Here is an 18893-nt window from a genome sequence, read left to right as displayed (position 1 = left end):
ATAGTCTACAGCCCACGAATGCGTCAGCCAAGTGACCAGATCGGTATGACACCGTCCGACAGCCACTAAATCAATGGAAAATTGAGCCCATAACACAGGATTTTGGAATGAATGATTGTTATCACTCAAACAACGATTATAATCATTTTAATCCGAAATCGATTCTTTTCGTCAAAGAAACTATATAAAGAGGCGTCAAAATGCCCCAACAAAGCCGATACTCTAATCAAGAGTTCGAAGCGCTAATGAACGAAGTCATTCTTGTCCTTGAAAAAAATGAAGCAAACCGGGATTTATCACTGATGGTGCTGGGGAATGTGATCACCCATATTTTTACTCAGCAGGTAGCCCCTGAAAAACGTGAGGCAATGCTCGACCAGTTTACCCAGGTACTGAAGAAAAGTGTTAGCGGGTAGCCGGAGTTCGCATGATATTAGCTGAGTCGCCACGTCGCCAACGCGTGACGAAACTGGTCAACTGGGGACACTGGTTCGCACTGGCAAACATTGTTATTGCCCTGATTATCGCGTCCATCTTTATTTTTTCCTCACCCGCGCCCGGTACTGGGCTAGGCTCGTTATACCTGTTTACCAACTGGTTCGGACACATCGGCTTTATGACATTCTTTGGCTTTGTCATATTTGTCTTACCCTTGTGTTATCTGGTTTCTAACGCCAGTGTCATTAAGGCTGTCGCGTCCGTGATAGCGGCGGTTGGCCTTGCCTTGCTGGCTTTTGACGCCTTGCTGTTTAACCGCACTGGGTTTCATCTGAACAGTAATTCAGCCGATCTTTTGCGCGGTGATGTGGCCATTCAGTTGAGTCAGTTGGGCTGGCAGCAATGGGGATTCTTGCTGTTATTGTTTGTCGTTTGGCTGGGTTTTCAGCTGGTTCTGGCGAATGCGCTGTGGAAGCGGGTTGAACGCTTCAGCAAGTACCGTATTGGTGTGCCGGTCACCACCTTTTTTGTGCTGTGTTTTGTGACAAGTCATGCGGTACACGTGTGGGCCGATGCGCACTTGTACCAGCCAATTATCAAGCAGGACAATATGTTCCCGCTGTCTTATCCGGCCACGGCAAAGACTACCATGTCACGCTACGGGTTGCTTGATATGGATGCCTACCTCAAGCGCAAGCAGTTGCAGTTTGACCCTCAGGTACATCAAATTCATTACCCGGCCGAGCCTGTTTACTGCGCCATAGATACCAGCAGGAATATCAGCATTCTGGTGCAAACTGACGATGGTGAGCTGCCGTCAACAGCCACCCGTGAACTTAGGGCGCTGGACAACTACTACACTACGGCTTCCAGCGCCGATAGTCTGGTAATGACAACGCTCTACGGTGTACCAGAGATCTACCAGGAAACACTGAAGCAGAAACGTCCGGTAATGCTGGCACTGGCAAGCGGCTTAGGCATGCCTGTGTCTGTTCATATTGATAAGGGTCTGCCCACTGACAAACTGAAACAATACCAGCAACCCTTAAACCCTCAGGCAAACGGATTGCAGGTTGCCTTTCTGCCCGCCAGCAAAATTTCTGACTACATTGCGTCGACAAATCTTAATAATGAGTCAGTTATTATTGCCACGGGATTTGGTCAGGAAGGCGGCGCATCGCGTGGACAGCTTTACACCAACATGGCACTGCGCGCGGGTAATGCATCCACTGAAGATCTTGTACCGACTGTGCTTGGCGCTTTGGGCTGTAACGCGCCGGTGATGACTTATTCTACCGGTCAGAACTTGCTGGCGCCATCCCGTAACTGGCTGGTCAGTACCTCCGGCGAGCGTGTGATCGTTATCCACGATGGCAAACGCACCGATGTGCTGAGCAATGGCAGTTATGAAATAACCGATATTGAATCCGGCAACCGCAGTAACGAATCACTGAACGTTGATATGTTAAGCCGGGCGATCAAACACCTATCGCGGTTTTCTGTTCCGCGTTAAACCTGACTGGCAGCGTCGTTTATGGCGCCGCCAGCTCCCCGTCACGCTGCCACAGCTGGATAACAAAGTCAGCCGTCACGTCGTCAAGGACTCTGGCAATTTCGTCGCGTGCAGACGCCGCCACACGCCACCAGTAAGGCGTCATAGTTAGCAGCGCCTGACGTTGTGCGTCTGACGAAAAGGTCAGTGTGTAGCGCAGCGACGCCGACGTCATACAGTGAAAGCCGGGCTTAGTCTTTTTAGGAAGCGGATGCTGACGGGGCGTATCATACACTCTGGCTTTGAGCTCGCATAAATGATCAGGACCGGGATCCACCGTAACCAGCATGCCGGTGTCGCGAAGCACCCTGGCCTGCTCCTGTTCACTGCCAGGGGCAAACACCTGCAGCATCACGTCGATACTGGCGTCCTGCACAGGCAAATTGGCGCTGCTGGCAACAACAAACTGATGCGGCTTGTAGGCTTTTGAGGCGATGTCAACGGCCAGCTTGGCGATATCACAGCCGGCGCCGTTTACTTTTATCCCCTGCGCCCCCAACAGTTCACTCAGCGTATTCAGGTAGGTGCCTTCACCACAGCCAGCGTCAAACAGCGTGACTGCGCCTTCAGATACTTTCAGATAGGCCTCAATCAGTGATGCCATACGTTGCATCAGTGGCAGGTAGCCATGACTGGCATGAAACGTCTGCCGGGCCCGCAACATGGTTTTATCATCGCCCGGATGCCGGGACTTTTTGAACTGCACAGGCAGAAGGTTCAGATAACCTGACTTCGCCCGGTCAAACGTATGCTGATTATTGCAGTGCGCTGACCGATCATTAAGTGTCAGTACAGACTGGCACAGCGGGCATTGCCACATAGGTGCTCCGGTTTTTAAAAAAGTAAGCGGATGCTACCAGAGGCGAGGAATAAAGCGAAGCCGGTATGCAGGATACCGGCCTGTGAATGATGAGCTACGCGATGTTTAGCTCTTATTGAACATACGGAAAATACTGGAGAAATCCTTATCGGCATGCCCGTTATTCTGATGAAATTTATATAAATTCTGCGCCGTCGCCGCCATCGGTGTGGCCGACTCGCTTAACGCTGCAGCCGCCATCGCCAGATTCAGATCTTTATTCATCAGTTTGGTCATAAAGCCGCCGTTGTAATCATTATCTGAGGGAACGCCCTCCATCACTCCCGGACAAGGGTTATACTTTTGCAGCGTCCAGTTACAACCCGAGCTTTCCAGCATGATGTCTGACATCACTTTTGGATCAAGACCATTATCAATAGCCAGTTGCAATGCCTCTGATGTTCCCGCCATCAGGACAGCCAGCAGCATGTTATTGCAGATCTTGGCAACCTGTCCGGCGCCCGCGTCCCCGGCGTGAAATACATTTTTCCCCATGTCAGACAGCACCGGTCTGGCCTGTTCCATGGATTCACTGGAGCCCCCCACTATAAATGTGAGTGTGCCTGCTTTGGCGCCTGCGACGCCACCGGATACCGGCGCGTCGACGAACAGGCGGCTTTCATCCATTGCCGCCTTACCCACTAAGCGTGCCGTATCTGCGTCAATGGTGCTTGAATCGATAAACAGGGTTCCGGCACGGGAGGCTTTGATGATCCCATCATCGCCCAGATACAGCGTTTTAACGTGCGAGGCAGCAGGTAACATGGTCACCACTACATCTGCGTGCCTGACGGCGTCAGCGGCACTGTCAGCACCTGTTGCACCTTCTTCTGCCAGCGCCGCGACAGATGACTCGATTAAATCGAATACCGTTACGGCATGACCGGCTTTGAGAAGGTTGCTGGCCATGGGCCCCCCCATATTGCCCAGGCCTATAAATGCGATATTGCTCATTTAAGTTTCTCCAGCTCAGACAGAGGATGATCTTTGAACGGTGATGTAAAGAACTTCACGATCACTTCCGGTGGCACACTGTCGACGTCCGGATATTTCCAGGCTGGGTTGTTATCCTTATCAATTAACAGCGCTCTTATTCCTTCCTGAAGCTCACCGAACTCACTGCAACGGCAGGACATGATCAGTTCCATTTCGAAGCAACCGAGTAATGACATGCCCTTACCTCGTACTACCTGCTGGTAAACCAGGTGCGCAGTGATTGGCGAGCCGGCTTTCAGGGTGGCTTTGGCTTTGGCCAGCCACTTGTTCCCGTAATCATCCAAATCAACAATCTGGCGAATAACATGACCCAGCGACTCCCCATCGCAGACTTTGTCGATCAACGCGCGATGCGCCTCAACATTGCCTTTTGGTGGCTCATCTGGTTTGGGCAGTGACTTAATCACATAATCCACTTGCTCATGTTTACTGGAACGTTTGTGCCAGGTATGACCGATCAGCGAGGCTATAAGTTGCTTGCGGGCCCCTTCATCGACCGTGTGATCAGCCAGTCCAAGATAACAGGCATCTGTGGCATTCATGCTGGCCCCGGTCAGCCCCAGAAACATACCGGTGTGTCCGGGCAGTCGCGGCAGAAAATAGCTGCCGCCTACATCCGGATAGAGGCCGATTGATATTTCAGGCATCGCCAGGCGGGATGACTGTGTCACCAGACGGTGGCTGGCGCCGGTCAGCAGACCCATACCGCCGCCCATGACAATGCCGGTTCCCCAGACAATGATAGGTTTCTTATAAGTATGGATAGTGTAATCCAGCGTGTATTCCTGAGTGAAAAACTCCTGAACAAACGCAGGTGTTTCGCCTTCCGCCTCCTGCATTGCTTTATACATAGAGACAATGTCGCCACCGGCACAAAATGCCTTGTCCCCTTCGGCCATCAGCACCACGCACATCACGTCATCGCGTTCTTGCCAGTGTCGCAGCGCTGCCAGTAAATCCCTGGCCATGTCCAGATCCAGGGCATTCAGTGCTTTGGGTTTGTTTAACGTGGCAACCGCAATGACACTGTTTTCGTCACTACGGTGCTCAGCCAGCAATACTTTGTCAGTTTTCACTTGGTCCTGCACATCAATACTCATCGGGTCTCCTGCCTTGTCAGAGCACGTCGCGCTCATCGTTAATCAGTCTGCGGCCAATTATGACGCGCATAATTTCATTCGTCCCTTCCAGAATCTGGTGTACGCGCACATCCCGCACATGACGCTCCAGCGGATATTCGCGAATGTAGCCGTAACCGCCATGCAGTTGCAGTGCTTCATTACATACATTAAAGCCCACATCCGTGGCAAACCGCTTTGCCATCGCGCAGTACGTCGTGGCATCAGCATGTTTGTTATCCAGTTTGCTGGCCGCCAGACGCACCATTTGACGTGCCGCGACCAGTTCGGTTGCCATATCGGCGAGCTTAAACTGTAGCGCCTGAAACGCTGCCAGTGGTTTACCAAATTGCTGACGTTCCTGCATGTACGCACGCGCAACATTAAGCGCGTGCTGCGCGGTCCCTATTGAACAGGTCGCAATATTAATGCGCCCGCCATCCAGCCCCTGCATTGCCATTTTGAACCCCTGGCCCTCATCTCCCAGACGCCAGGATGCATCAATCGCAACGTCCTCGAAAGTGATCATACGCGTCGGCTGGGCATTCCAGCCCATTTTCTCTTCAGGTTTTCCATAACTGATCCCAGGCGCATCGGCAGGCACCGCAAAGGCAGTAACGCCGGCAGGCCCCTCGGCACCTGTTCGCGCCATAACAACCAGTACGTCAGTACTGCCAGCACCACTGATAAATACCTTGGAGCCATTCATGACATACCCGTCATCTGTTGCCGTAGCAGTGGTTTTCAGTGAGGCCGCATCCGAACCGGATCCTGGTTCAGTCAGACAGTAAGACGCCAGCTTTTCACCGGTGACCAGAGACGGGCACCAGCGCTCTTTGGTTTCAGCCTGTCCCCATTTCGCTATCATCCAGGTTGCCATATTGTGGATTGTCAGCATTGCGGTGGTGGTTGTGCACCCCTGAGACAGTTCCTCAAAAATAATGGAGGCATCCAGACGTGGCAGCCCCAGGCCACCATCTTCTTCTGGTGTATAGAGGCCGCAAAAGCCCAGTTCGCCGGCTTCGCGCAGCGCTTCAACGGGAAAGTGATGATCCCTGTCCCATTGTGCTGCATGCGGTGCCAGTGCCTGTTCGGCAAACTGCCTGGCGGTATCGGCAAAGGCTTTCTGATCGTCGCTTAGCTCAAAATTCATAACGGCTCCGCTTAAGAATCAAGAGAAATAGTAAGGTTAGGTCCACCGGCAATATCATCTTCCAGCCAGCGCGATGTAATCGTCTTCGTTTCACTGTAGAAACGAATAGCCTGCTTGCCGTAAGCATGCAAGTCACCAAAGAACGAATTCTTCCAGCCGGTGAATGAGAAGAACGGCAATGGCACCGGAATAGGAATATTGATCCCCACCTGACCCACATCAACATTGTGCTGATACTTACGCGCTGCCGCACCGTTATTGGTAAAAATAGACGTACCATTGCCATAGGGATTGGCATTAACAATACGCAATGCGTCATCCAGCGACTCTGCGTTCATGCAACTGAGTACCGGACCGAAAATTTCCTCTTTGTATATTCGCATGTCTGTAGACACATCTGAGAAAACCGTGGGTCCAACCCAGTTACCCTTTTCATAGCCTGATAACGTGAAATCAGAGCCATCCAGTAAACAGATCGCCCCTTCATCTTTACCGGCCTGGATCAGGTTAAGTACGCGATCTTTCGCCTGCGGGCTGATAAGCGGTCCGTAGCCCGCGTCTTTGTCGTCCCACAGCCCGGGTTTAACCTGACCAATGCGTTCTGCCAGTTCGGGGATCCAGTCTTTTGACTCACCGACAAACACAGCCACAGAAATCGCCATACAACGCTGCCCGGCCGCTCCGACAGACGAGCCTACCAGATTGTTCAGGACATGTTCTTTATTCGCATCGGGCATGATGACCGTATGATTTTTAGCACCGGCAAAGCACTGCGCCCGTTTCATATTGGCCGTCGCAGTACGGTAGATGTACTGGCCAACCGGCACAGAGCCTACGAAAGACACGGCTTTGATGCGTGGATCAGTCAGCAGTGGCTCCACCTGATCTTTGCCGCCATGCACTACGTTCAGTACACCTTCGGGCGCCCCGGCTTCCATAAACAGTTCAGCAAGTTTAACGGGCGTCTGTGGATCCTGCTCAGACGGTTTAAGAACAAACGTGTTACCACAGGCGATAGCCATCGGGAACATCCACAACGGGATCATCGCCGGAAAGTTAAACGGCGTAATTCCCGCGCACACACCCAGTGGCTGCACATAACTGTAAGTATCGATATTGCGGGCAACATTTTCGGCGGTTTCCCCCATCATCATTGACGGGATATTCATCGCCTGTTCAACCACCTCAATTCCACGCCATACATCACCCATGGCATCGTCGAAGGTTTTGCCGGTTTCTGATGCCAGCAGAGTCGCAATGGATTTCTGGTGTTCTTTAAGCAATGCCTGATAGCGCATCATGAGGCGGGCACGCTCTGTCACCGGAACATGACGCCAGGACTCAAACGCAGTTTGTGCCGTAGCAATGGCCTTTTCCATTTCTGCATCAGTGGTACAGGGGGCCTGCGCGATGACGCTATTGTCCGCAGGGTTGGTAACATCAATATATGAAGAAGTGTCGGACTGAATAAATTGTCCGTTGATTAATAAGGGTACCTTGTTCATGGTGACCTCTGTCTGGTTTCACGGGATGGGAGCACCTTAGCGGATAACTCTCCTTGACGTAAACGTTAACTTAAAACAAAGCATTTACGCATGTAAATTTAATGTGACAGAATTTTGTGTAATTTTGTTTATGTATACCATTGCCGGTCATGCTTGGATCTCGCGTAGCAGGTATTCTGAGCGCACCTTACGTATTACTGCAGGTTACTGTACTTTGTCTGTCGGACTGATAAGCTGAATAACATCATTACGTTGACCCAATGGATTGGGACACAGGCAGGTGAGCACGTGCAATACCGACTGGCAATAGTTGAAGACAACGCCAATGCCCGAAATACCCTTCGCAGTCATTTACTGCCACTGGGGATTTATGAGGTAAGCAGCTTCGCAACCGGCAACGAGTTGCGCGCCGCACTGCGAAAGCAACATTTCGAGCTGATCCTGATGGATTATCACCTCGGACAGGGACGCACCGGCACGGAATGGATCATCCAGTTACGCCAGTCAGGGTTACTTAAGCCTTCGACAGGGCTTATTTTCATCACCTCTGATCGTTTGCCGCAGACAATCGGCCGTATTATCGACGTCCACCCCGACATCCTGATTATAAAACCCTACACCATTGCTTCATTGACCCGGCATCTCGAACATTACATGACATACCGCGGCTTTGTTGCGAACGTACTGCGCTTACTGGATAAAAATGACCTGAGCGCTGCATTGCGCATGATGACACGGCTCAGCAAAGATGAGGTACCTGCCCGGCTTAAGTCTGATGTGCTGAAATTACATGCCCGGCTGTTGCTGGAAGCCGGAGATATCGACAACGCCGCTAAAATGTATGACTCGGTACTGATGCGCTCAGAAAAAGTACTGTGGGCGCAATGGGGAAAAATCAAATGCCAGCATGCCGCCGGTCAGTGGCCACAATGTCGTGACACACTGACCGCATTGCTGGGAAATGAATTAGCCAGAGAGCGCGCGTTTGAGTGGCTGGCCTCCATGTCGTTTGAGCAACAGGCATACAATCAGACCGAACAGTATCTGGATAACATAAAATTCAGTGAGCTGAGTCTCCCCGCCACACGCATGAAAACTATTGCGTACCAGTTACAGGACAGGACCCTGGAGGCCATCGAGCTGCTGCAGAAAAAACGCGCCATGCACAGAAGTGCAAAAGACAGATTCAACGAGTTTACCTTCGAACTGGCGGAATTTTACCTGCATATTGCCGAACAAAGTCCGTCCAGCAATCGTCAGGAAAGTCTCACCCAGGCACGTCGCCTGCTTGGTATAGCCGGCCGTAGTCAGTCCGATCCGCAAACCACGCAAAAACGCGACTATCTGCTGGCATTCTCGGCGGTTCTGGACAATGACCAGGACAAACTATCGCACCTGCTTGAAACGGTGCTTAATTCGGCTCACCTTGAACGCGCAGAAACGCCAACGCTGGTTATCGCGGCCAAAGTCCATCATGCCGCCGGGGATCAAAGTAAGGCGCGGGATCTGATGCACCTTGCACAGCAGAAAAACAGTAACAGTATGAATATTTCCGAACAGGTACTCAATTATCAGGCTATCTCAGTGAGTGGCAAGAAGCTTGGACTGGCTAAGGATCAGGCAATGGTGCTGAACGAAGAAGGTACCAGGCTGTTTGTTGACAAACACTATGTTCAGGCAATGCAGCGGTTTTATGACGCCTTTGATTTGTCAGACCACACCGCTGCCTTCGGACTCAATCTGCTGCATTGTATGATTGAATCCGGCTCGCCACAGTATCGGCAGTACAGTATCCGGCAATTACTCGACACCATCCCTCACCTGCCGATGAGCGACAGCAACCGCGCACGGCTCACGCAGTTAACCACAACGGTGAATCACCATGCCAGTGTGCTGCTGCCGCCGGAAGCCAGCGATGAAACAACGCCTGAGACGTCTATGAAGGACGATCAGAGGGTCAGTCAAGACGCGTCAGCAAACTAGACGTGTCCCAGCGACCACCACCTGACTTTTGCACATCAGCATAATACTGATCAACCAGCGCGGTCAGTGCCAGCGTTGAACCATTGTTGCGTGCTTCCTGCAGCGCGATGTCCAGATCTTTGCGCATCCAGTCAACGGCGAAACCAAAGTCAAACTCGCCTTTAAGCATTGTCGCCGCGCGGTTCTCCATTTGCCACGATTGGGCTGCGCCTTTACTAATGACATCAATAACGCTATTGCAATCCAGCCCGGCACGCTGACCAAAATGAAGGGCTTCTGACAAGCCCTGAACAATACCGGCAATACAGATTTGATTCATCATTTTCGCCAGTTGCCCACTGCCCGCATGACCCAGTAACTGACTGTGACGGGCATAGCTGTCGATAACCGGCTTTACCTTATTGAATACAGCGGCTTCCCCGCCAGCCATCACCGTCAGCGCAGCATTTTCCGCCCCCGCCTGACCGCCTGAAACAGGGGCATCCAAAAAATCGATGTCATGTTCTCTGGCTTTGCTAAACAACTCACGGGCAATGGTTGCCGATGCGGTCGTGTGGTCAATCAGTACACTGCCCGGCTTCATTGCCTGCAGCGCTTCTGTTGCCACACTGCGAACATCGTTATCATCGCCCACACACATCATAACGACATCGGCATCGCTAACCGCCTCTGCAATCGTCTCTGAGCGCCTGCCGCGATATGCGTCACACCAGCGCACCGATTTATCAGGTGTGCGGTTAAAAACCGTTACCGTAAAGTCAGCACGAGCCAGATGACCTGCCATGGGGTAGCCCATCACTCCTAATCCAAGAAATGCCACATTTTGTATTGTCATAATTTTCTCTGTTTGCTTTTTACCTCAGTTTACCAAAAAAACCGTTGTGTTCTTCGCCGGTTTTGCTAGCTTGAAATTACAGTATTACAGTATTACAGTAAGTTTGGCTGAATTGTTATGTCTGTTTTTGATCACTCCGCCACGCGAAATAATGGCCAGCCCGAGTCGTTAAACAACTACAAGGGTCAGGTATTACTGATTGTGAACACCGCCAGTAAATGCGGATTCACACCGCAATACAAAGAACTGCAGGATCTCTACACACGCTATCATGAGAAAGGCTTTACTGTTCTAGCCTTTCCCTGCGATCAGTTTGGCCACCAGGAGCCTGGCTCAGACAACGAGATTCAGCAATTCTGCGAGATGAACTTTGGCGTCAGCTTTCCGCTTTTTAGCAAAGTTGACGTGAATGGAAATGACGCTCACCCATTGTTTGTAGAATTAAAGCAGGAAGCCCCCGGCTTTCTTGGCAGCCGCAGGATTAAATGGAATTTCACCAAGTTTCTGGTTGACCGGCATGGACACGTCGTTGAACGCTTCGGTTCTACGACAACGCCCGCCAGGATCGAAGATCGCATTGCCGAACTGGTTGCGAAGCCTGCATAAGGACTGAAACATGAAGGTTGGTGTATTTAGCTGCAAGCCCTACGACAAAGCCATGCTCGAAAGCGCCAACAGCGACGGGCATTTATCCTATACCTTTATCGAAGAACCCTTAACCCCTCTGACAGCAATAGCCTGTCACGACTTCGATGCTGTCTGCATTTTTGTGAATGATAAAGTATGTGGCGAGACGGTCCGCGCGCTTGCTGATGCGGGTGTTTCACATATCGCGCTGCGCTGCGCCGGCTACAACAATGTTGATGTAGATGAGGCAAAAAAGCTGGGGTTACGCGTCTCCCGGGTGCCGGCTTACAGCCCCCACACCGTGGCTGAGCACGCACTGGCACTGATACTTACGCTCAACCGCAAGACTCACAAAGCCTACAATCGCGTGAAGGAAGGCAACTTTGATATCCAGGGCCTGCAGGGCTTTACCTTACATGGCAAGACCGTGGGTATTGTTGGCACCGGACGGATTGGTCAGGCAGTAGCCCGCATTCTGTCGGGGTTTGGCTGTACGCTGTTGTGTTATGACCCCATGCCTGCTCAGTCTGTAAAGGCGCTGGGGGCGTCCTACACCGACCTGCAAACACTTCTTAGTACCAGCCATATCATTACTCTGCACTGCCCGCTGAATGAAGGCAGTTATCACCTGATAAATGAAGAGACGATTGCCCAAATGCGTGATGGGGTGATGCTGATTAACACCTCGAGGGGCGGTCTGGTGAATACTCAAGCTGTAATTAAAGGGTTGAAATCAAAGAAAATAGGCTACCTGGGGCTTGATGTGTACGAAATGGAGTCTGAGCTTTTTTTTCGTGATCACTCTCTGGAGATTATTCAGGATGATGAGTTTGAACGTCTGGCCAGCTTTCACAACGTTCTTATTACCGGTCATCAGGGCTTTTTTACGCAGGAAGCGATGCAGGAAATTGCTGCAGTTACCGTCGCAAATATACGAATGCCGGGGGAGAACAATGACAACTTTTTAGCGCCGTGATGGCTCCACCACGGCGCCTTTGCTGATCACTTAAAGAAGTTATCCACTTCGCGCTCAGCTTCATCTTTGTCTTTTCCATATGCCTGCTGGATTTTTCCTACCAGCTCCTCGCGGCGTCCATCGATTTTATCCAGGTCATCATCAGTCAGTTTTCCCCACTGCTGCTGAACCTTGCCTTTCATTTCTTTCCAGTTTCCTTCAATGCGATCGCTGTTCATTTCAGTCTCCTGTCTTCATTAATTTAAAAAGGTTTTATCTCAGTTTTATGCGGTGCAACCTGCACGCCAGCCTCTAAAACCACTAAATTAACGCATGAAATTCATAAACTTACAGTTATTCAGATAATATTAGCCCTATCAACTCACCACGCTGTCATGTAAAAGTTTCATTCTGGCAACGTATAACTTTCAGGGGGATCGCTTTGACGTTGAACAGGCATGTGCTGCCAGTCCGGGTGTCCTTGCTTATAGAACCAGACCAGGTGTCATTGATGCCGGGACGTGTTGGTTCAGAAATGGCTGTCCGGGCGACTGGCAACGGTGGGTGTCTTGTGATGCGGGCGTGATTTATTTTTCCAGCATCAGGTGAAAGTATTTCCCCAACCATAAATAGGGGTGGCGCTGGTTATGGGTGCGTTCAAGCGCCAGTAACTGTTCATAGTGGCTGGTTTGCATATCTCGATCTTTAAGATAATCATGAAAGCAGCGAATGCCGGTTTTAGCTCTGACGGTCAGTCCGGCCTGTTCGCAGGCTTCAATCACAGGCTGCACTGGCAACGGGTTGTGTGGATTCAGCCGGACTTTTTTCTTTACCTGCATTCCCTGCTCGATGTAGTCAAAATTGCCATACAGTGCATTACCGAATAACAAGGCGTCCCGGTTAAAGAAGCTCAGGCTTAGCAGACTGCCTTTTTGCATTTCACCGGCCATAAACGCAATAGCCTCCATTGGGTTGTCCAGCCACTCCAGTACCGCATGACACACCAGCATGTCGTAGCGATGGATATCATGACTATCCTGTAACCTGGCGTGACGGATGGTGACCCCGGCGGTGTCACTTAACAGTTCTTTCGCATGTACCAATACATCTTCAGACGCATCGGTGAGTACAACGTTGTGGCCGTGCTGAGCAAGAAAGTGTGCCATAACGCCGGTACCACCACCAATTTCCAGAATCCGGGCCGGCGTTTCAGGTAGCCAGGGTTCCAGCGCTTCACATAAGAGCTGATGACGAAGGCGACCTTTGGTGGTGCCATAAATATTCGCTGCAAACTTGTCAGCCAGTCCGTCAAAAATCTGATCTGACTTCATGCTCAGGCCGGATTAGGAATATCGATAAAGCTGACGTTCAGACCATAGGTATCGGCAACATATTCCCCCAGCGCTTTGGCACCGTAGCGTTCTGTTGCATGATGGCCGGCAGAATAGAAGTCAATTCCCATTTCGCGGGCAGTATGGATGGTCTGCTCTGATACCTCGCCAGTAATAAAGGCATCAGCGCCAGCCATAACAGCCTGCTCGATAAAGCCCTGTCCGCCGCCTGTGCACCATGCGAGCTTTTTAATGGGACGGTCGATGACCGCTTCCGATAAAGGCGGCCTGTCGAGCTTCTCTTCAATCAGTGAAGCCAGCCCAACATGCGACATGGCGTCAGGTAACTCGCCAAGCATAAGTAATCCTTCCGGCTTTACGCTACTAACACTACTGATGTCGACAAGACCAAGTACATGTGCCAGCTGCCGGTTGTTACCAAACTCCGGGTGAACGTCCAGCGGCAGGTGATAGGCGATAAGATTTATATTGTGCGCTAACAGGGCTTTTATCCGGCGTTGCTTCATGCCGGTTATTTCCTGCGCCTCTCCTTTCCAGAAGTAACCATGATGCACCAGTATGGCATCGGCCTGCTGCGTTATCGCCTGATCGATAAGGGCCTGTGTGGCGGTAACGCCGGTGATCACTTTTGCAATCTCTGACTTACCCTGCACCTGTAATCCGTTAGGACAATAATCTTTTATTTCATCACTGCGTAGCAAAGAAGATAAATGAGAGACGAGCGACTGAGTACTTATAGACACGGTTCCTCCGGGAAAATTAGACATTCTGAGCGGAAAACGTTATAAAAAACCTGAACTGACATTTTTTTAACAATCTACAGAGTTCAAATACTAATGAGTAAAGTGAATAAAGAACAGATTATTGAGGAATTCACCCAAGCATATCAGAAAGCGCATGGCAAAAAGCCAGAGATTGAAGCAAAAGCCGGCTGGTACAGTGTTGATGGTGGTAAAAATGTGCGCATCAGTCAACTGGAAGAAATGACGGCCGAACTCAACGGGGGCGCATCCAGTGCCAGTAAAGCCCCAAAAGCAGAAAGCGCGCCGAAAAAGCCGGCCAAAAAGACTGCCGCAAAAGCCCCTGCTAAAAAGAGTAAGAAAGCCAGTGGCGGCTTTTCGGTTAAAGACTTCTACGCAAAACAACTGGAAGACGAAAAGCCGGGTTCAATACGTCCACGCTAACTATCGTAACGCATGCGGACCTCCCGCATGCGGTTATTTACCCTGCCCTGCAATCCCCTGTGAAATAAACGGCACCAGGTGAATCATCACATCTTCAATCGACACCTGACGATTGAAATCGGCCTCAGCAATTTCTGTCAGCGCCTGGCTGGATGCCATTGAAAAAACAAAACTGCCCATCGCAAAGTGGATCCGCCAGAAGATCTCTTCATCACTGAGTGAGGGTAATCGTGCATGAATGGCGTCTACCAGCTTTCGAACCGTATCGCCGTAACTTTGCATGATAAACCGCCGCAAATGCCCCTGCGTTTCGTTGTAGCCACGACCCAGTAACTGCACGAATATGGCTGTGCCATTACGACTGACGCTGTTTAATTCTATCATGGCGGGGATCAGCGCCATCAGCAGTTTGCGGACGCCCGGTTCCCCTTCAGAAGAGGCAGTCTGCTGCAGTGTCTTCTCAACACTGGGCATCAGCACATCAAAATACTGCTTGAAGACTGCCTGAATCAGGTTCTTCTTGCTGCCAAAATGGTAGTTCACCGATGCAAGGTTGACCGATGCTTCTGTAGTGATGCTGCGCATCGACGTCTGATTGAACCCCTGCTCGGAGAAAAGACGCTGCGCAACATCCAGGATTGCCTGCTTGGTCTGCTTAGCCATTCAGCTAACCAATCCAGTGCTGGGCCTTACTCCATACCCGCATTACCGCACGCTCAGCGGCCATGGCGACAGAAAAGCCAAGCTTCTCCGCCACATTTTTACGCTGGGCATATTTAACGCTGAAAATTTCCCGGGCAGGATAGTGAGACAAAATATAATCATCGGAGGTCATGATATCGTCAACCAGTCCCAGTTCTTTGGCTTTAATACCAGGCCAGAACTCACCGGTTGCGACTTTGGCAATGTCCATATCTTTACGATGTTCATGCACAAAGTCTTTAAACAGCACATGAATTTCTTCTATTTCTTCCTTGAACTTTTTGCGCCCCTCATCGTTATTTTCACCAAACATGGTCAGGGTGCGTTTGTAATCGCCAGCCGTAATCTGTTCAAATTCGATGTCGTTTTTCTTTAGTACCTTATTGAAGTTAGGTAACTGCGCCAGTACACCAATAGAACCAATATACGCAAACCGGGAGGCCAGTAGCTTATCGGCCACACAGGCCATCATGTAGCCACCACTGGCCGCGACCTTGTCTACCGCCACAGTAAGCGAGAGTTCGTTATCACGGATGCGCTGCAATTGCGACGCAGCTAAGCCGTAGCCATGTACCACACCACCACCACTTTCAAGGCGAACCAGCACCTCGTCGCCTTTGTCAGCCACGCACAAAATAGCCGTGATTTCTTCACGCAGGGTCTCCACCTCATGTGCGTCCATGGAGCCTTTAAAATCAATAACAAACAACCTTGGCGCGTTATCTTCACCCTGTTTTTTCTTTTCTTTCGCTTCCTTTTTCTGCTCTTTCGCCAGCTTTTTAAGTGCTGCTTTATCCAGCAACACCTGACGGGCATAATTGGTAACGTCTTTTAACTGTGACGTCAGCGACTGAATTTCAAGGTGACCTTTGCCCTGCTTCTGCTTATTCGCAGCACCGGCAATGGCAGCAATGATCACCACCAATGCCACGACCAGCGTTACCGCCTTGGCCAAAAATAGTCCGTACTCGTACAAAAACTCCAAAAATATTTCTCCTTCAAGCGAAAAAAAGGACCTGTTTAAAACAGGCCCTTTTATACCATTTTTGTCCACGTACAACGATAGTTTACTGCGAGCTTAGTGGCAGAAATTCGATCGTATTGTCTGCAATATCTTCATCTGTGAAGATAATATCGCGAAACGCGGGACCATTTGAATACAACTGCGTCTGATCAAGGAAGTGGTCGCTGCCATATACGCGTGACTGCGAATAGCTCAAAATACCTCTTCCCTGCGGACCCTCATCTGTAAAGCTAATGACCATCATCCAGCTGCTGCCATAGTTGATATGGTAGCCCTCAGCCTCGGCGCTCATAATGGTATTGCTGTTCAGCGGTGGATACGTGTGACGCGGTAACTTGGTTCCATTGTTGCCCGGCACGATATTAAAGACGTTAAAGCCGCCTTCAATATTATGTGCACCAGCCCACGGCAGTTTATTTCCTGATGCGCTGCCATCTGGCAGGCTTCGCTCAACGAACTGCACGCTACCAAACTGCGCATCAGGTGCTACCCCCGCCTCGTTAAGTACCATCACTGCCCGGGCAAACTGCTCAATGGTTGTCTCATTTTCAAGCAGGCCATTTGGCGTCGTCGCGGGCTGCTGTGGATCATAGTCAACCGCCCACTGCGGATTGCGGTTAAACTGGAAGGCAAACTCACGGAACACATGACCCGCCACACTCTCTACGTTCATGCGCATGTCCCAGTTGCCCAGTGCCGCACAGGCGTCAGAAATATCGACAGACTGGCCATCCACCTCTACCGGTGTGTCGCCCTGCGCTTCACAGGCTGACAGCAGAGACGGCAGAATGGCCTCAGCCAGGTAGCTACGGTTGCTCAGCACCAGTGACTCAACTTCGTCCGGTGTAAAGGTATTGTCGCTGCCGGTTTCTTCAATTAGCTTCTGTCCCATCCGAGAGCGCAGCGATTGCTGATTACCGGTGCGGCCATACAGTGGGTTTGGATTGACAATCGGAGCATCAATATTCGTCAGCCAGTAACTATCATTAGAGTTCTGTACCGAATCTGTGCCTTCATATTTAGGCGCATTTTCATAGGGTACCGGACGCTCGAAGTCAAAGATTGACAGGTGCCCAGGCAAAATCGTAAACCCGGCCTGTTGTTTTGCGCCAATCAGCAACGGGTTGGTGGTCAGCTCATTGATTGCAGTCGGAGTCAGATTTGGTACCGTGGAATCATCGATGTAAAATACCTGGCCATCATCCGATGCCGCCATGGTATTATTGAAAATAACGCCATCATAGTCTTTGAACGCCTGTTTAAACTCGTCCATTGATGTCGCCATGTTCATCGCCAGCCAGTGATCGATAACATCGTAATTCGGCAGGTTAGCATCTTTAATTGCATAGGCTTCGCCGTCACCCCAGCCAAAGTTTCCAGGCACTTCAATCATAGGCCCGTAGTTGGTGTAGTAGGCGGTCTTTTCCAGCATGATGGTTTGTCCGGGGCCCACCGCCACTTCAATCTGCATCGGCTTTTCATAGATTTCACGCGGCGTACCGTCAACCATATGCGTCATATCAGAGGCGTCATCTTCATCCAGCGTCAGCTGGTAAACCACGAAGTGTTCAGCCGTTGAGAAGGTGTGTGTCCAGGCCACGTTTTCATTAAAACCAATGTTTACTGCGCCAGGAAGTCCCATCAGAGAGCTGCCTGTGACATTCAAATGCCCCGGGATCTGCGTATGGAACTGCCAGAAACGCAGGTTACCGGTATGCGGGAAATGTGGGTTACCCAGTACCATACCTTTGCCGTTCGTCGTTTTGTCGCTGCCCAGTCCCCAGCCATTTGATCCCATGTCCTGGGGGTTTCTCTCTGGCAGTTTGATATTGGCCTTATCAACGGAAATCGTGGGCGTCGCCGCTGATGCCTGCGCCTGAGCCACCGGCGTGGGCAAATAACTTTCCCCTTCTGGTGCGGCTAAGAACATCGGGCCTAAAAAGTTAGCGGCACCGGGCAGCAAGGCGACGCCCAGTGAATATGTCAGAAGGTCTACAGAATCGATGGGCTGAACCCAGGGTTGCCCGGCACACGCAGGATCCTGCTCGTCTACCGGTGTATCAGCCAGGTAGCGGTTGTACCCCGCTGTGTAGCCCTGCAACATGGCGCGACTATTCGCAGAAAGCGATGACAGATCGTTTTCCGCCATTTCACGAATTCCAACTGTCAGAAAACCAAAGTCATTGATCAGGTTTTCAGAGTCGCCACTGCCCGGCTGTGTGTCGGGACCAAAATATTTGGAACGTTCAGAATTATATTTGACGATTTGATCTGCCAGAATACACAGGTTGTCTCTGGCGAACGCGTAGCCCACACCATAGGCCATGCTTTCCAGGTTATCGGCCTTGATGTGTGGCACACCATAGGTCGTCCAGGTGATCTCCGCATCCAGTGTACCGTCATCATCAAATGCAGTAACCGCGGGAGCGGGCTCCGGTGTTGTCGGGGGCGGTGGAGTTGGAGTCGTTTCGACATCATCAAAGTCGTTGTCGTTGCCGCCGCAGCCATATAGAGCCAATACCACACCCAAGGTGATCAGTGAGCGCCCGGCTACGGTCTTAACAGAATTCTTTTTCACGCGTAGTCCCTCATAGAGTTTGTTTTAGTATT

General features: G+C 50.9%; 18 protein-coding genes. 6 read left to right on the top strand and 12 right to left on the bottom strand.

What is annotated here, in order from left to right; translation table 11 throughout:
- Positions 1 to 200 precede the first annotated feature (200 nt).
- Together IE054_RS11415 and IE054_RS11410 are read left to right on the top strand one after the other, a co-directional pair.
- A complete protein-coding gene (locus tag IE054_RS11415; RefSeq protein ID WP_189406562.1) occupies positions 201 to 416 on the top strand; it encodes a YejL family protein in 216 nt (71 codons plus the stop codon).
- Between the two features lie 11 nt (positions 417 to 427).
- Positions 428 to 1951 (top strand): DUF3413 domain-containing protein, encoded by a 1524-nt coding sequence (locus IE054_RS11410; RefSeq protein WP_189406560.1) that lies wholly within the window; start codon positions 428 to 430, stop codon positions 1949 to 1951.
- A gap of 19 nt (positions 1952 to 1970) precedes the next feature.
- On the opposite strand, the gene IE054_RS11405 is transcribed toward IE054_RS11410, so the two are convergent.
- The 5 genes from IE054_RS11405 to IE054_RS11385 form a co-directional block, all read right to left on the bottom strand.
- Complete coding sequence (locus IE054_RS11405) at positions 1971 to 2810, bottom strand: putative RNA methyltransferase (protein ID WP_189406558.1); 840 nt, start codon at positions 2808 to 2810, stop codon at positions 1971 to 1973.
- 105 nt (positions 2811 to 2915) lie between these two features.
- Complete coding sequence (mmsB, locus tag IE054_RS11400; RefSeq protein ID WP_189406556.1) at positions 2916 to 3803, bottom strand: 3-hydroxyisobutyrate dehydrogenase; 888 nt, start codon at positions 3801 to 3803, stop codon at positions 2916 to 2918.
- Positions 3800 to 4945, bottom strand: a complete 1146-nt coding sequence (locus tag IE054_RS11395) for an enoyl-CoA hydratase/isomerase family protein (protein ID WP_189406554.1) — start codon at positions 4943 to 4945, stop codon at positions 3800 to 3802. Before IE054_RS11395 ends, mmsB begins: the two co-directional genes overlap by 4 nt.
- Positions 4946 to 4961: 16 nt before the next feature.
- A complete protein-coding gene (locus tag IE054_RS11390) occupies positions 4962 to 6116 on the bottom strand; it encodes an acyl-CoA dehydrogenase family protein (RefSeq protein ID WP_189406552.1) in 1155 nt (384 codons plus the stop codon).
- A gap of 11 nt (positions 6117 to 6127) precedes the next feature.
- Positions 6128 to 7621, bottom strand: a complete 1494-nt coding sequence (locus IE054_RS11385; protein ID WP_189406550.1) for a CoA-acylating methylmalonate-semialdehyde dehydrogenase — start codon at positions 7619 to 7621, stop codon at positions 6128 to 6130.
- 288 nt (positions 7622 to 7909) lie between these two features.
- Between IE054_RS11385 and IE054_RS11380 the strand changes: the two genes are divergently transcribed.
- Complete coding sequence (locus IE054_RS11380; protein ID WP_189406548.1) at positions 7910 to 9604, top strand: response regulator; 1695 nt, start codon at positions 7910 to 7912, stop codon at positions 9602 to 9604.
- On the opposite strand, the gene IE054_RS11375 is transcribed toward IE054_RS11380, so the two are convergent.
- The gene (locus IE054_RS11375) at positions 9579 to 10439 is read right to left on the bottom strand and encodes an NAD(P)-dependent oxidoreductase (protein WP_189406546.1); all 861 of its coding nucleotides are present in this window, start codon (positions 10437 to 10439) and stop codon (positions 9579 to 9581) included. The genes IE054_RS11380 and IE054_RS11375 overlap by 26 nt on opposite strands.
- Before the next feature lie 117 nt (positions 10440 to 10556).
- Between IE054_RS11375 and IE054_RS11370 the strand changes: the two genes are divergently transcribed.
- On the top strand, positions 10557 to 11045 hold the full coding sequence (locus IE054_RS11370; RefSeq protein WP_189406544.1) for a glutathione peroxidase: 489 nt from the start codon (positions 10557 to 10559) through the stop codon (positions 11043 to 11045).
- A 10-nt stretch (positions 11046 to 11055) separates the two neighbouring features.
- Entirely contained in the window at positions 11056 to 12042 is a 987-nt protein-coding gene (locus IE054_RS11365) for a 2-hydroxyacid dehydrogenase (RefSeq protein WP_189406542.1), read from the top strand.
- A gap of 26 nt (positions 12043 to 12068) precedes the next feature.
- Here IE054_RS11365 and IE054_RS11360 read toward each other — a convergent pair whose 3' ends face one another.
- The 3 genes from IE054_RS11360 to IE054_RS11350 form a co-directional block, all read right to left on the bottom strand.
- The gene (locus IE054_RS11360) at positions 12069 to 12260 is read right to left on the bottom strand and encodes a CsbD family protein (protein WP_189406540.1); all 192 of its coding nucleotides are present in this window, start codon (positions 12258 to 12260) and stop codon (positions 12069 to 12071) included.
- 348 nt (positions 12261 to 12608) lie between these two features.
- Positions 12609 to 13352, bottom strand: coding sequence for a methyltransferase domain-containing protein (locus IE054_RS11355; protein ID WP_189406538.1), 744 nt, complete (start codon positions 13350 to 13352; stop codon positions 12609 to 12611).
- A 2-nt stretch (positions 13353 to 13354) separates the two neighbouring features.
- A complete protein-coding gene (locus tag IE054_RS11350) occupies positions 13355 to 14116 on the bottom strand; it encodes a Nif3-like dinuclear metal center hexameric protein (RefSeq protein ID WP_229805109.1) in 762 nt (253 codons plus the stop codon).
- Between the two features lie 93 nt (positions 14117 to 14209).
- Between IE054_RS11350 and IE054_RS11345 the strand changes: the two genes are divergently transcribed.
- The gene (locus IE054_RS11345; RefSeq protein ID WP_189406530.1) at positions 14210 to 14557 is read left to right on the top strand and encodes a hypothetical protein; all 348 of its coding nucleotides are present in this window, start codon (positions 14210 to 14212) and stop codon (positions 14555 to 14557) included.
- Positions 14558 to 14590: 33 nt separating this feature from the next.
- On the opposite strand, the gene IE054_RS11340 is transcribed toward IE054_RS11345, so the two are convergent.
- The 3 genes from IE054_RS11340 to IE054_RS11330 form a co-directional block, all read right to left on the bottom strand.
- Positions 14591 to 15220, bottom strand: coding sequence for a TetR/AcrR family transcriptional regulator (locus IE054_RS11340; RefSeq protein ID WP_189406528.1), 630 nt, complete (start codon positions 15218 to 15220; stop codon positions 14591 to 14593).
- A gap of 4 nt (positions 15221 to 15224) precedes the next feature.
- Positions 15225 to 16244, bottom strand: a complete 1020-nt coding sequence (sohB, locus tag IE054_RS11335) for a protease SohB (RefSeq protein WP_189406525.1) — start codon at positions 16242 to 16244, stop codon at positions 15225 to 15227.
- Positions 16245 to 16326: 82 nt separating this feature from the next.
- On the bottom strand, positions 16327 to 18822 hold the full coding sequence (locus IE054_RS11330) for an acylase (RefSeq protein WP_373293882.1): 2496 nt from the start codon (positions 18820 to 18822) through the stop codon (positions 16327 to 16329).
- Positions 18823 to 18893 lie beyond the last annotated feature (71 nt).

It is taken from the genome of Alteromonas halophila (assembly GCF_014651815.1).
Classification (GTDB): Bacteria; Pseudomonadota; Gammaproteobacteria; order Enterobacterales; family Alteromonadaceae; genus Alteromonas; species Alteromonas halophila.
This window is presented reverse-complemented; position numbering and strand designations above follow the sequence as displayed.

What these genes read in the sequence shown, in the direction of transcription:
- IE054_RS11415 (WP_189406562.1), top strand. Translation starts at nt 201, where the DNA reads ATGCCCCAACAAAGCCGATACTCTAATCAAGAGTTCGAAGCGCTAATG.
- IE054_RS11410 (WP_189406560.1), top strand. Translation starts at nt 428, where the DNA reads ATGATATTAGCTGAGTCGCCACGTCGCCAACGCGTGACGAAACTGGTC.
- IE054_RS11405 (WP_189406558.1), bottom strand. Translation starts at nt 2,810, where the DNA reads ATGTGGCAATGCCCGCTGTGCCAGTCTGTACTGACACTTAATGATCGG.
- mmsB (WP_189406556.1), bottom strand. Translation starts at nt 3,803, where the DNA reads ATGAGCAATATCGCATTTATAGGCCTGGGCAATATGGGGGGGCCCATG.
- IE054_RS11395 (WP_189406554.1), bottom strand. Translation starts at nt 4,945, where the DNA reads ATGAGTATTGATGTGCAGGACCAAGTGAAAACTGACAAAGTATTGCTG.
- IE054_RS11390 (WP_189406552.1), bottom strand. Translation starts at nt 6,116, where the DNA reads ATGAATTTTGAGCTAAGCGACGATCAGAAAGCCTTTGCCGATACCGCC.
- IE054_RS11385 (WP_189406550.1), bottom strand. Translation starts at nt 7,621, where the DNA reads ATGAACAAGGTACCCTTATTAATCAACGGACAATTTATTCAGTCCGAC.
- IE054_RS11375 (WP_189406546.1), bottom strand. Translation starts at nt 10,439, where the DNA reads ATGACAATACAAAATGTGGCATTTCTTGGATTAGGAGTGATGGGCTAC.
- IE054_RS11370 (WP_189406544.1), top strand. Translation starts at nt 10,557, where the DNA reads ATGTCTGTTTTTGATCACTCCGCCACGCGAAATAATGGCCAGCCCGAG.
- IE054_RS11365 (WP_189406542.1), top strand. Translation starts at nt 11,056, where the DNA reads ATGAAGGTTGGTGTATTTAGCTGCAAGCCCTACGACAAAGCCATGCTC.
- IE054_RS11360 (WP_189406540.1), bottom strand. Translation starts at nt 12,260, where the DNA reads ATGAACAGCGATCGCATTGAAGGAAACTGGAAAGAAATGAAAGGCAAG.
- IE054_RS11355 (WP_189406538.1), bottom strand. Translation starts at nt 13,352, where the DNA reads ATGAAGTCAGATCAGATTTTTGACGGACTGGCTGACAAGTTTGCAGCG.
- IE054_RS11345 (WP_189406530.1), top strand. Translation starts at nt 14,210, where the DNA reads ATGAGTAAAGTGAATAAAGAACAGATTATTGAGGAATTCACCCAAGCA.
- IE054_RS11340 (WP_189406528.1), bottom strand. Translation starts at nt 15,220, where the DNA reads ATGGCTAAGCAGACCAAGCAGGCAATCCTGGATGTTGCGCAGCGTCTT.